Consider the following 11,952-nt stretch of genomic DNA (forward strand, 5'->3'; position numbering starts at 1 on the left):
AAGCGCTACCCGGCAAAAAAAACCGAAGCCTGTGCTTCGGTTTTTTTATACACATCAGTTTGTCGCCGGGTATTCCTGAATCGTCACCTGAATCGTCAGCTTCTTATCATTCCGCATGACTTCAACAGGGATGATTGAGCCAGGTCGGATTTCCGCCACCTGATCCATCGTTTCGAGAGCAGAAACTGCTGGCGTGCCATTAACCGACACAATGACATCATTAACCTGAATACCCGCATTAGCGGCCGGGCCACCTGGCGACACTTCATTCACCACAATCCCCTGAATCTGGTCGATCCCACCGCCCTGGGTATGCATCGGCGCAATTTCACGTCCACCAATACCAATGTAGCCACGGATCACGCGCCCGTCGCGAATGAGCTTGTCCATGATCTTGGTTGCCAGCTGGAATGGAATCGCAAAACCAATCCCTTCCGGCGTCTCGCCATCGTTACTCTTATCGAACGAGAGGGTGTTGATGCCCATGAGCTCACCCAGTGAGTTCACCAGCGCGCCGCCGGAGTTACCGTGGTTGATAGAGGCATCGGTCTGAAGGAAATTCTGCCGCCCAGACGGGTTCAGGCCGATTCGACCGGTGGCGCTGATAATCCCCTGGGTAATGGTCTGGCCCAGGTTGTACGGGTTACCTATCGCCAACACGACGTCGCCAATATGTGGCGTGCGTTTACGGTTGATCGGAATGGTGGGCAGGCCGCCCGTGGCGTTGATCTTAAGAACCGCCAGGTCGGTGAGGCTGTCCGAGCCCACGAGTAACGCTTCAAATACGCGACCATCCTGCAAGGCGACGATAATCTGGTCGGCATCGTTAATCACGTGCTTGTTGGTAATGATGTAGCCACGTTCATCCATAATTACGCCGGAGCCGAGCGTGCGGATCTCCAGCTGGTTATGGGCCGAGGTATTCAGTCCTCGGTTATAAACGTTAACCACGGCGGGTGCGGCACGGCGAACAGCCTGATTGTAAGTGGCAGGCGTTTCATCCGTACTGTCAAACTGGGGGGCCGTCAGTTTGTTGAACTGACGCAAAGACGGCATAGCCACCAACAGCAGGCCAGCAACGATCAAACCGATAGCAATGGAACGAAAGAGCTTTAAAAGCATGATGCGCGTGTCGTTAAAAAATGAACGGTTTGCAGCATAACATGAGTTATCCGGACATCACATGCAGCGGTGATGTCCGGGGTCGCAAATGCTTAGCGCAATAAAATATAGATAGTCTCTTTGCCACGCATAACCTGCAGGGCAATGACTGTTGGCTTACTTTCCAGCACCTTGCGCATTTCTGCAATAGATTGCACGCGAGTGCGGTTCACGCCGATGATGACATCATCCTGATGCAATCCCGCCTGTGCGGCAGGGCTGCTCTTCTCGACGGTATCAATAGTAATGCCTTTCGTGCCGTCTTTTAGCTGGCCGTCGCTCAACGTCGCGCCTTGCAGGGCCGGGGCGATCAGCTCCGCGCTGGCGGAAGAGGAGGTGCTCTTATCCAGCGTGACTTCAACGTCCAGCGGTTTGCCGTCGCGAATCAAACCGAGTTTCACTTTGGCGCCAGGCTCGGTGGTGGCAATGCGAGAACGCAGTTCTGCGAAGCTGTTCAGTGGTTTATCGTTCAGGCTGACGATCACATCGCCGGATTTCACGCCTGCTTTCGCCGACCCGGAATTTGGCAGCACTTCGCTGACAAACGCGCCGCGCTGGACGTTGACGTTAAAGGCTTTGGCGATATCCGCGCTCATCTCCATCCCTTTGATGCCCAGCAGTCCACGTTTGACTTCACCAAACTGAATGAGCTGTTGAGACAGGGTTTTGGCCATATTGCTCGGTATGGCAAAGCCAATCCCGATACTGCCGCCGCCGGGCGCGAGGATCGCCGTGTTGATACCAATAAGCTCACCGTTCAGGTTGAGCAGGGCACCACCCGAGTTACCGCGGTTAATAGACGCGTCGGTTTGAATAAAGTTTTCCAGCCCTTCCAGGTTCAGGCCGCTGCGCCCAAGTGCGGAGACGATCCCGGAGGTGGCAGTCTGGCCCAGGCCGAAGGGGTTGCCGACGGCGACGGCAAAATCCCCCACGCGCAGCGTGTCGGAGTCCGCAATGGTAATCTGCGTCAGGTTGCTGGGTTTTAGGATCTGCAGCAGCGCAATATCGCTCTGGTCATCGCCGCCGATCAGTTTGGCGTCAAATTCGCGGCCATCATTGAGCTGGACGCTGATCTTATCCGCCTGACTGATCACGTGGTTGTTGGTCAGGATATATCCCTTGGCCGCATCAATGATCACCCCAGAACCCAATCCTTCAAATGGCTGCGCCTGCTGGTCGGGAGATTCATCACCGAAGTATTTCTTCAGTTCTTCCGGCACGCGCTGGCTTTGCCGCGCGGTGCCTTCGACCTGGACGCTGACCACGGCGGGCAGCACTTTTTCCAGCATCGGCGCGAGGCTAGGAATGGCTGCCTGTCCCGGCACCTGCGAAGGCAGTGCCGCGTGGGCAGGGAAGGACGCCGAGAGAGATAACCCGACACTTAACGCTAAAGCGCTCAACAGCTGGTTTTTTTTCTTCATTGATGCTGACTCTCGTATCCTGGAATGAAAGAAGAACGGCCTAAAAACATCTTGATGTTATTGAATTTTCAACCGCTGAACAATGAGGTGTTTGACTAAATAATAGCTGGGGACGGGAAGAAAGGACGGGCGCAAGAGATGCGCCCGTAAAATTTATTCATGTTTTGCGATTAATCGCGTTTTGCGCCACCGCGCAGCAGGCCGGACGCGCCGTCCGAATAGTCGCGTGGCATCTGAACCGGAGCCTGATCGTTACCCGCTTCAGAGTCTGCCAGACGGTTGCGGAACGGGTTCGTTTCTGCAGTCATTTCCGGCAGCAGGCTGCTGGAGCTTTTCGCCATGTGTTGATACAGCTGGCGATAGTCGGTCGCCATGTTGTCCAGCAGCTCGGCGCTACGGGCAAAGTGGCTGACCAGCTCTTCACGATACTCTTCCAGTTCGGCTTTGTTCTTTTCCAGTTCGTACTGCAGTGACTGCTGCTGACGCAATTTGCGATTACCGAAACGCATGGCCACAGCACCGATGACGATGCCGACGACTAAACCGATTAGCGCATATTCCCAGGTCATGAACTTCTCCCGTTGTCTTGTTGTTCCGTAGGGTGTTGGCTCGGCTCCTGCCTGTGCCTGATATTGCCACTATAACCGCTATTTCTTCAGAAGTGGAATCCTGACGTATCATCGCGTAGTGTAGAACGGCCTTTTTTTCATCAGTCGCGCCTGCTGATGAGTCATAACCGAAGGAATAACAATAAGATTATGCAAAGCCTGTCACCCTCATCGCGTTACCAACTGGCCCTGAACGAGGGCTCACATCAGCCGGATGACGTCCAGCGTGAAGCGGTTAATCGCCTGGATACGATTTATCAGGAGCTCACAGCGAAACCCGCAGAGGCGGTGCAAAGCGGTGGGCTGAAGGCGGCATTCGGTCGGTTGTTGGGAAAAAAAGAACTTCAGGTTAACGCGTCGGTACGTGGCTTATATATGTGGGGGGGCGTCGGGCGCGGTAAAACCTGGCTGATGGACATGTTCTACCAGAGCCTGCCGGGCACGCGTAAACAGCGCCTGCATTTTCACCGCTTCATGCTGCGGGTTCACGAAGAGCTGACGGCATTGCAGGGCAAAAGCGATCCGCTGGAGATTGTGGCCGACCGTTTTAAGGCGGAAACGGACGTACTTTGCTTTGACGAATTTTTTGTTTCCGATATTACGGATGCGATGCTGCTGGGCGGGTTGATGAAAGCGCTGTTTGCGCGTGGGATTACGCTCGTGGCGACCTCGAACATCCCGCCGGACGAGCTGTACCGCAATGGTTTGCAGCGCGCGCGCTTCCTGCCCGCTATCGATGCGATAAAACAGCATTGCGACATCATGAACGTCGACGCGGGCGTGGATTACCGCCTGCGCACGCTGACTCAGGCTCATTTGTGGCTTTCGCCGTTGAACGCAGAAACCACAAATCAGATGGATAAACTGTGGCTGGCGCTGGCGGGGGCAAAACGTGAGCGCGCCCCGGAACTCGAGATTAACCATCGTCCCTTACAAACTCAGGGCGTAGAAAATCAAACCCTGGCCGTCTCCTTTGCGACACTCTGCGTCGATGCCCGCAGCCAGCATGATTACATCGCGCTTTCGCGCCTGTTCCACACCGTGATGGTGCTGGATGTGCCGGTGATGACGCGCCTGATGGAAAGCGAAGCGCGACGCTTCATTGCGCTGGTGGACGAGTTTTACGAGCGCCACGTTAAGCTGGTTGTCAGCGCCGAGGTTCCTTTATATGAGATTTACCAGGGTGAGCGGCTGAAGTTTGAGTTCCAGCGCTGCCTGTCGCGCCTGCAGGAGATGCAGAGCGAGGAATACCTCAAGCTGGAGCATATGCCATAACAAACGCCACCCTCTCCCTGTGGGAGAGGGGCTGGGGGTGAGGGCACCAGACCGCACAATATCTAACCCCGAAAAACCCATTCCAAATCGCATTTAAGGGTCGATCTTTGACCTCAACTTCTCTATAATCTTGCGACCCCACGTTACGAGAAGGTTTTTTTCCCGAAACTTTCTATGTGTCGGCATGTGCTATTCGAAGGGGTAGGTTTGCCGGACTTTGTCGTGTGAGCCTCAACTGACTAAACGTTTGGGTGTTCACCAACGTGTAACTTATTATTTGGGTAAGCTTTTAATGAAAACTTTTACAGCTAAACCAGAAACCGTACAGCGCGACTGGTATGTTGTTGACGCGACCGGTAAAACTCTGGGCCGTCTGGCTACTGAACTGGCTCGTCGCCTGCGCGGTAAGCATAAAGCGGAATACACTCCGCACGTTGATACCGGTGATTACATCATCGTTCTGAACGCTGATAAAGTTGCTGTAACCGGCAACAAGCGTACTGACAAAGTGTACTATCACCACACTGGCCACATCGGTGGTATCAAAGAAGCGACCTTTGAAGAGATGATTGCTCGCCGTCCTGAGCGTGTGATTGAAATCGCGGTTAAAGGCATGCTGCCAAAAGGCCCGCTGGGTCGTGCTATGTTCCGTAAACTGAAAGTTTACGCAGGCAACGAGCACAACCACGCGGCACAGCAACCGCAAGTTCTTGACATCTAATCGGGATTATAGGCAATGGCTGAAAATCAATACTACGGCACTGGTCGCCGCAAAAGTTCCGCAGCTCGCGTGTTCATCAAACCGGGCAGCGGTAAAATCGTAATCAACCAACGTTCTCTGGAACAGTACTTCGGTCGTGAAACTGCCCGCATGGTAGTTCGCCAGCCGCTGGAACTGGTTGATATGGTAGAAAAACTGGATCTGTACATCACCGTTAAAGGTGGTGGTATCTCCGGTCAGGCAGGTGCGATCCGTCACGGTATCACCCGCGCTCTGATGGAGTACGACGAATCCCTGCGTTCTGAACTGCGTAAAGCTGGCTTCGTTACTCGTGACGCGCGTCAGGTTGAACGTAAGAAAGTGGGTCTGCGTAAAGCACGTCGTCGTCCACAGTTCTCCAAACGTTAATCCATTCTGCTTACGCAGAACGATTGGCGAAAAACCCGCTTCGGCGGGTTTTTTTATGGATAATGCGTAGGTTATCCACAACATGAGTTGATATATCTCCTCTTTTTCCACATTTCCAGAATCCCCTCACCACAAAGCCATCAAAATCTGGTAAACTATCATCCAATTTTCTGCCCAAATATCGGTGAATACTCGATTTTTGTTCGATTCTTGAACAATGTGTTTTCTCTGGGATGGGCAATACATCATCTGGCTGGCCCTGGTGGGCCGGTAGCAGTAAAATTCTGAATATACCTGGAGGTTTTCATGGCTGTCGCTGCCAACAAACGTTCGGTAATGACGCTGTTTTCTGGTCCTACTGACATTTATAGCCATCAGGTTCGTATCGTGCTGGCCGAGAAGGGTGTCAGTTTTGAGATCGAGCATGTGGAAAAGGATAACCCGCCTCAGGATCTGATCGATCTCAACCCGAGCCAGAGCGTACCAACGCTGGTGGATCGCGAGCTGACCCTGTGGGAATCCCGTATCATTATGGAATACCTGGATGAGCGTTTCCCGCATCCGCCACTGATGCCTGTTTACCCTGTTGCGCGTGGTGAAAGCCGCCTGTACATGCAGCGTATCGAAAAAGACTGGTATACGCTGATGAACGTTATCGTTAACGGTACGTCGTCTGAAGCGGATGCTGCACGTAAACAACTGCGTGAAGAGCTGCTGGCAATCGCGCCAGTCTTTGGTCAGAAGCCTTTCTTCCTGAGCGATGAGTTCAGCCTGGTCGATTGCTACCTTGCACCGCTGCTGTGGCGTCTGCCTACGCTGGGTGTTGAGTTCAGCGGTCCTGGTGCGAAAGAGCTGAAAGGCTACATGACGCGCGTATTTGAACGCGACTCTTTCCTGGCTTCTCTGACTGAGCCGGAACGTGAAATGCGTCTCGGCCGAGGCTAATGACTGTGGAAATGTCACAACTTTCCCCACGCCGTCCGTATCTGCTGCGCGCCTTCTATGAATGGCTGCTGGATAACCAGCTCACGCCGCACCTGGTTGTGGATGTGACGTTGCCGGACGTGCAGGTTCCTATGGAATATGCACGTGACGGACAGATCGTGTTGAACATTGCGCCGCGCGCGGTGGGTAACCTGGAGCTGGCAAACGACGAAGTGCGCTTTAACGCGCGTTTCGGCGGCGTGCCGCGTCAGGTTTCTGTGCCGCTGGCTGCCGTGCTGGCTATCTACGCGCGTGAAAACGGCGCGGGTACCATGTTCGAGCCGGAAGCGGCTTATGACGAAGACGTTGCCAGCCTGAATGATGACGATGCAACCGAAGAGCGCGAAAGCGACACGGTGATGTCCGTTATTGATGGTGACAAACCGGATCACCAGGATGATAACGATCCGGATGACGATCCGCCGCCGCGCGGGGGGCGCCCTGCCCTTAGAGTGGTAAAATAACGTATTCATCCGTTATAAAATCCAGCCCTCGTCAGTCGGCTGGATTTTTTTGTTATTGATGTAAATATTCTGTTGCTTGCCGGGAGAATATTTTTTTCCTGTATAGGTTTGTATGAAATTTAAACAATGCAATGCATTATTCCAAATGAAAGATATTTTGGAATAACGTTGTGTTCGTAATAACTTAACGCAAGCAATATTCATTGTGAATATAAATAGCCTGTAAAGGACTTGCATCACCTGTTTTATAAAACCCATCTATAGTTTGAGTAAATCTAAAAAGAATAATTAATAAACCTAAATTGCATGTATTTAGGATTTCTATATTATCGCCGCATGCTTTCTGCATACGGGGATGATAGCGACAAACATGGATTGTTTACGTCGATATTGTATTTGCTATGACTCATAAGTTAAGGATTAACTCATGAATAAAATTCTATTGGCTGCAACATTATTCCTTTGCGTAAATTCCACGTTTGCATCCGAAACCGCGATACTTAAAATTAGAGGAACGCTGACAAGCTCCGCCTGTACGCCTGAATTTAGCAATGGCGGTGTAGTGGACTACGGCAACATCCGCTTGGGTGAATTATCATCCACCGCCGTGAACCAGCTTGGGCAAAGGAATATCGATCTCACGATTACCTGTACGGCAGCAACAAAAGTTGCCTGGAATTTGATAGACGATCGCGCCGATTCTAACGCGGGTTTAACCGTCTCTACCGGGACGTTTACGGGTGGAGCGCAGAGTGCGACTAACCAGACTTACGGGGTTGGAAAAGCAGGCACGGTAAACATTGGCTCTTACGCCATGTTCATGAACGTAAACAACGTCACGGCTGACGGAAAATCGGTCGATCCTATATATCAACAGAATGGTTCAACAACCTGGGCTAAGAGCAATGATGGTTCAAGCCAGGGTGAGAATAATCGCAATATTACTGTCGCATTATCAGGAAGTGTCGATCCGCTTGCTTTCCAGACAGCAACATTTCCGCTGGTAACATCTTTGGCTATTCAAAATACCACGACGCTGGGTATTACCGATGATACCCGACTGGATGGTCAGTTGACGATCAGTCTTAAATATCTGTAATTTTTTTCAAATTTAAAGTGAGTTAAATTTAACCCCGAGAGGACACTATTTCTCTCACCAAGAAGCGCCATAAACACGGAGTGTTAGGTAGTGCTTTCAAGGAATATATATGACATGCTCTAAAACTGTTTTAATTAAAACGCTCGCTGCAGCTGCCTTGTTCACTGCACAGTTTGCTGTACATGCCGCAGGTATGGTGCCAGAAACCAGTCTGCTGGTGATTGATGAAGCGACCCACAGCGGGACCATCAACGTTAAAAACACCGATAGCCATCCGTCGCTGCTGTACACCGATGTGGTGGATCTCCCGGACGATCAAGGTCTGAAACTCGTCACCACTCAGCCAGTGGTTCGTCTTGAGCCCGGACAAACTCAGCAGCTGCGCTTTATTCTGCAAACCAGCAAACCGCTGGACGTTGAACATTACAAGCGCGTGACCTTTGAAGGCATCCCACCGAAAAGTGACGATAACAAAGTCAAAATTGGCATCAATATTCGTCAGGATCTGCCGGTGCTGATTCGCCCAGCGAAGCTGGCTGTGGTAACGGATGCCTGGAAGTACCTCGACTGGACCGCTTCAGGCACCTCCGTCACGGTGAAAAACCCGAGCAAATACGTGGTGCGCCTGGCACAGAACGTGGTGCTGCAGCCTTCAGGTATCAGCGGTTCGCTTGCCAAAACCTACATCTTACCCGGTGAAACCATGACGGTTTCGATGGGCAAATCCGTCAGTGGCAATAGCAACGTTAAATTCTTCCCCGCCAGCCGCTATGGCGTTGAAGTCCCAAGCTTTATCTCGGATCTCAATAAAAAATAAAGGATTATGGCAGTGCGTAAAAAAAGCCAACTTGCACTTTTTGTGCGCGCTGTGATTTATAGCGCTATTCCTCTTATGTTGCTGGAGTGCACTTCCCTGCATGCAAGGGAAGTGACGTTTGATACCGATATCCTCAAATCACGGGGGTTGGGTGCCGATCTCAACCGCTACTTTGCTGAAGCCCCCCGCTTTTTGCCGGGAACGCATTCGGTGTCGGTAAAAGTAAACGGCAGCGACCGCGGAACGGCAGCTATTCGCTTTAGCGAAGACGGGACGATGTGCGTTGATAATGACTTTCTGGAATTCGCAGGATTGATGCCGGTTCCCATCAAGGCGAATGAAACCTGTCACGATATTCGCAGCGATTATGCCCAGGCTGTCATCAACGCCCTGCCAAATCAGGAAGCGGTAGAGCTTTATTTACCCCAGGAAGCGATTAACAGCATCAGCGCTGACGTTAAAAATTTCCAGCATGGCGGCACAGCAGGCATGCTGAACTACTCATTATTCAGCACCAAAAGCGATTACAGCGGAAGTGACAGCAGCAGTAACCGCTACTCCCAGGCAAGTCTGGAGGCGAGGTTCAATGCCATGGATTGGTCTCTGCGTAGCCGTTATATCCTGACGGATGATGACGGTAACCGAAATGCAGAGAGCATTTATACCTACGCAGAGCATGTGTTTGTTCCCCAGCGCCTGACCATGCAGGTGGGGGAAATCAACGCCATGTCCGATGTGCTAAGCGGCGTGCCGATCACCGGTGTACAGCTGATGCCGACCAGCGGTTTGCAGAAAGATGGTTCCGGCGTGAGCGTGTCCGGTATCGCCCGGACATCACAGGCCCGCGTGGAGGTTCGTCAGAACGGCAGACTCATCTTTAACACCCTGGTTCCGGCGGGGCCGTTTACGCTGGATGATGTACCGATGGTGCGCAACAACGTCGACCTGGACGTGACCGTGGTTGAGTCTGACGGCTCGACGAACCGCTTTATTGTTCCCGCAGCCTCCGTGAAATCACGCAATCTTTCAAGACCCAATGGATTGACCGTTTCGGCAGGTCAGGTGCGCAGTATAGAGAGTGACTATAGCGATCCGCTGGTGTTCAACGTTTCCGATGGCTGGCGAATACTGCCATGGATGAACCTGCTTGCCTCCGGCGTGGTAGCCGAAGATTACCAGGCGGCAGGGGCGCGCACTGAGTTTATGCTCACCGATGGCTGGAACGTTTCCACCAGCATGGCTGCCAGCAAGGCGCAATTTGGTGACAGCGACAACGGTATCAAAAACGAATTACAGAGCGATTACTCGCTGACCGAGAGCGTCGGCCTCTCTGGCAGCGTTGCGCATTACAGCGGTGATTATCGCGAACTGGCGGATGCCATGGATGATGATTATCAGGGCTATGACAACAGTTATTCTGCCAATATCCGCTGGTCAACTCCGCTGGCAGGAGCATTCAGCGCAGGTTTAAGCTACAACCAGGCTGCGGGAGACGGTGAGGATTCTCGTTATTTACTGTTGTCATGGGGTAAAACCTTCAAATATGCCTCGGTCAACGTCAACTGGCAAAGCGCAGTGGGCAGCACGGATGACGACCAGGACGACGATTTGCTCTATATCAACCTCAGCATTCCGTTAGGCGGTTCGCAGAGCCTGAGTTCATATATGCGCAAGCAGGGTGACAGCACCAGCTATGGCCTGGCAAACAGCGGCGCATTGGGTAATGACACCAACTACTATATTTCTGCCGATCGTGATGATGAATCGCAGGAAAACAGCTTCAACGGCAACATCAATACCAATCTGCACTATACCCAACTTAGTGTAGGTGGGGGGACAAGCGGCGATCACCAGCGCAACTACAATGCAACGCTGTCGGGCGGTATTGCGATGCATAAGGACGGCGTGACCTTCTCGCCATATTCCATCAAGGATACCTTTGCGATTGCCAAACTCAGCGAACCGAAGGCGGGGGTCGAAATCACCACGCCACAAGGTACCGTCTGGACTGACCGCTGGGGGCAGGCTGTCATCCCTGGACTGACCGAGTGGCGTAACTCACGCATCGAAGTGGATGCAAACAAACTCCCGCAAAGCATGACGCTGGCAAACGGTACCAAATATATCGCTGCTGCACATGGTTCGGTAAGCGAAGTGAGCTTTAAGGTACTGAACAGCCGTCGCGTGATGTTGCGTATTAAGCAGGCCGACGGTAAGCCGCTCGCGAAAGGCCTGTCCGTGGTGGATGCGAAAGATAACTACGTGGTGACGGTGGTTGATGATGGGCATGTCTTCCTGAACGATGCCGACCAGGTTACCGCACTTTATGCCATCAATGATGAAAATCAACGTTTGTGTAAGCTTGTTTTCACGCTTCCTGAAAAGCATGACGAAGACGCGTTTTATGAGGAAGTAAACGGAGTATGTCGATGAACATTCAACGTCTGGCAGCGCTCCTGCTGCTTGCTTTACCCTGCATTTTGTATGCGGAAGATTGCCAGTTAACGCTCTCTCAGCAGGTGGTCGATTATCATCAGATGCGACGCGATAACATTGTTTCGAGCCAGCAGAGCTGGAACAAAATGCCGGATAAAGACATTAACGTCAGCGTCTATTGCCCGGAAAAGCAGCAGATGGCAACCCTTATACAAGGCGCTTCCGGCCAGAAAGGGCGTTTCCAGTTTGGTCAGAATGGCGGTGTGGCGATTAAAGTCAGCAACCTGACGCTTGACGGTAAAAGCTATAACGTGGGGAAAACAACCGATCAGGTGAACTTTACGCCGGAAAACGATAATGGTGCATCGCTCTATATTCGTAATAACGAGGCGGTCATTGCGGTGGAAAATGGCAAAGTACCCAGTGGCCAGCAAATGAATTTTACCGTCACGATTTTCCCGGTACTGAATGACAGCGCGTTCGACCATATTTCAGATCAAACCGCTCTGGAGAGTGATTTGTCCTGGCAGCTTCTCAAGAAATAATAATGGCCCGGTG

At 52.1% G+C, this 11,952-nt stretch carries 12 protein-coding genes; 9 read left to right on the forward strand and 3 right to left on the reverse strand.

Annotated elements, in window-relative coordinates:
- Window positions 1–54: 54 nt before the first annotated feature.
- The 3 genes from degS to zapG all read right to left on the reverse strand — a co-directional run bounded on the left by degS (window position 55) and on the right by zapG (window position 3,151).
- The gene (degS, locus tag KW829_RS11195; RefSeq protein ID WP_089598450.1) at window positions 55–1,122 is read right to left on the reverse strand and encodes an outer membrane-stress sensor serine endopeptidase DegS; all 1,068 of its coding nucleotides are present in this window, start codon (window positions 1,120–1,122) and stop codon (window positions 55–57) included.
- A gap of 92 nt (window positions 1,123–1,214) precedes the next feature.
- The gene (gene degQ, locus KW829_RS11200) at window positions 1,215–2,582 is read right to left on the reverse strand and encodes a serine endoprotease DegQ (RefSeq protein WP_010436128.1); all 1,368 of its coding nucleotides are present in this window, start codon (window positions 2,580–2,582) and stop codon (window positions 1,215–1,217) included.
- Window positions 2,583–2,752: 170 nt separating this feature from the next.
- A complete protein-coding gene (gene zapG, locus KW829_RS11205) occupies window positions 2,753–3,151 on the reverse strand; it encodes a Z-ring associated protein ZapG (RefSeq protein WP_010436126.1) in 399 nt (132 codons plus the stop codon).
- Window positions 3,152–3,340: 189 nt separating this feature from the next.
- Between zapG and zapE the strand changes: the two genes are divergently transcribed.
- From zapE to KW829_RS11250, 9 genes are all read left to right on the forward strand, one after another.
- Entirely contained in the window at window positions 3,341–4,465 is a 1,125-nt protein-coding gene (gene zapE / locus KW829_RS11210; RefSeq protein WP_010436123.1) for a cell division protein ZapE, read from the forward strand.
- Window positions 4,466–4,757: 292 nt separating this feature from the next.
- Window positions 4,758–5,186, forward strand: coding sequence for a 50S ribosomal protein L13 (rplM, locus tag KW829_RS11215; protein ID WP_006178824.1), 429 nt, complete (start codon window positions 4,758–4,760; stop codon window positions 5,184–5,186).
- A 15-nt stretch (window positions 5,187–5,201) separates the two neighbouring features.
- Entirely contained in the window at window positions 5,202–5,594 is a 393-nt protein-coding gene (gene rpsI, locus KW829_RS11220) for a 30S ribosomal protein S9 (protein ID WP_003860436.1), read from the forward strand.
- A gap of 306 nt (window positions 5,595–5,900) precedes the next feature.
- Window positions 5,901–6,539 carry a stringent starvation protein SspA gene (sspA, locus tag KW829_RS11225; RefSeq protein ID WP_010436114.1) on the forward strand — a complete coding sequence of 213 codons (639 nt, stop codon included), beginning with the start codon at window positions 5,901–5,903 and terminating at the stop codon, window positions 6,537–6,539.
- 5 nt (window positions 6,540–6,544) lie between these two features.
- On the forward strand, window positions 6,545–7,042 hold the full coding sequence (gene sspB, locus KW829_RS11230) for a ClpXP protease specificity-enhancing factor (protein WP_010436112.1): 498 nt from the start codon (window positions 6,545–6,547) through the stop codon (window positions 7,040–7,042).
- Between the two features lie 427 nt (window positions 7,043–7,469).
- The gene (locus tag KW829_RS11235) at window positions 7,470–8,141 is read left to right on the forward strand and encodes a DUF1120 domain-containing protein (RefSeq protein WP_089597761.1); all 672 of its coding nucleotides are present in this window, start codon (window positions 7,470–7,472) and stop codon (window positions 8,139–8,141) included.
- Between the two features lie 109 nt (window positions 8,142–8,250).
- A complete protein-coding gene (locus tag KW829_RS11240; protein ID WP_218308242.1) occupies window positions 8,251–8,958 on the forward strand; it encodes a fimbria/pilus chaperone family protein in 708 nt (235 codons plus the stop codon).
- A 6-nt stretch (window positions 8,959–8,964) separates the two neighbouring features.
- The gene (locus KW829_RS11245; RefSeq protein WP_218308243.1) at window positions 8,965–11,391 is read left to right on the forward strand and encodes a fimbrial biogenesis outer membrane usher protein; all 2,427 of its coding nucleotides are present in this window, start codon (window positions 8,965–8,967) and stop codon (window positions 11,389–11,391) included.
- A complete protein-coding gene (locus KW829_RS11250) occupies window positions 11,388–11,939 on the forward strand; it encodes a hypothetical protein (RefSeq protein WP_172701286.1) in 552 nt (183 codons plus the stop codon). Before KW829_RS11245 ends, KW829_RS11250 begins: the two co-directional genes overlap by 4 nt.
- The last annotated feature ends 13 nt before the right edge of the window (window positions 11,940–11,952 follow it).

Source organism: Enterobacter sp. ENT02 (assembly GCF_019219165.1).
GTDB classification, from domain to species: Bacteria; Pseudomonadota; Gammaproteobacteria; order Enterobacterales; family Enterobacteriaceae; genus Enterobacter; species Enterobacter mori.

Excerpts from the sequence above, each read along its gene's own strand:
- degS (WP_089598450.1), bottom strand. The coding sequence starts at position 1,122 with ATGCTTTTAAAGCTCTTTCGTTCCATTGCTATCGGTTTGATCGTTGCT.
- degQ (WP_010436128.1), bottom strand. The coding sequence starts at position 2,582 with ATGAAGAAAAAAAACCAGCTGTTGAGCGCTTTAGCGTTAAGTGTCGGG.
- zapG (WP_010436126.1), bottom strand. The coding sequence starts at position 3,151 with ATGACCTGGGAATATGCGCTAATCGGTTTAGTCGTCGGCATCGTCATC.
- zapE (WP_010436123.1), top strand. The coding sequence starts at position 3,341 with ATGCAAAGCCTGTCACCCTCATCGCGTTACCAACTGGCCCTGAACGAG.
- rplM (WP_006178824.1), top strand. The coding sequence starts at position 4,758 with ATGAAAACTTTTACAGCTAAACCAGAAACCGTACAGCGCGACTGGTAT.
- rpsI (WP_003860436.1), top strand. The coding sequence starts at position 5,202 with ATGGCTGAAAATCAATACTACGGCACTGGTCGCCGCAAAAGTTCCGCA.
- sspA (WP_010436114.1), top strand. The coding sequence starts at position 5,901 with ATGGCTGTCGCTGCCAACAAACGTTCGGTAATGACGCTGTTTTCTGGT.
- KW829_RS11235 (WP_089597761.1), top strand. The coding sequence starts at position 7,470 with ATGAATAAAATTCTATTGGCTGCAACATTATTCCTTTGCGTAAATTCC.
- KW829_RS11240 (WP_218308242.1), top strand. The coding sequence starts at position 8,251 with ATGACATGCTCTAAAACTGTTTTAATTAAAACGCTCGCTGCAGCTGCC.
- KW829_RS11245 (WP_218308243.1), top strand. The coding sequence starts at position 8,965 with ATGGCAGTGCGTAAAAAAAGCCAACTTGCACTTTTTGTGCGCGCTGTG.
- KW829_RS11250 (WP_172701286.1), top strand. The coding sequence starts at position 11,388 with ATGAACATTCAACGTCTGGCAGCGCTCCTGCTGCTTGCTTTACCCTGC.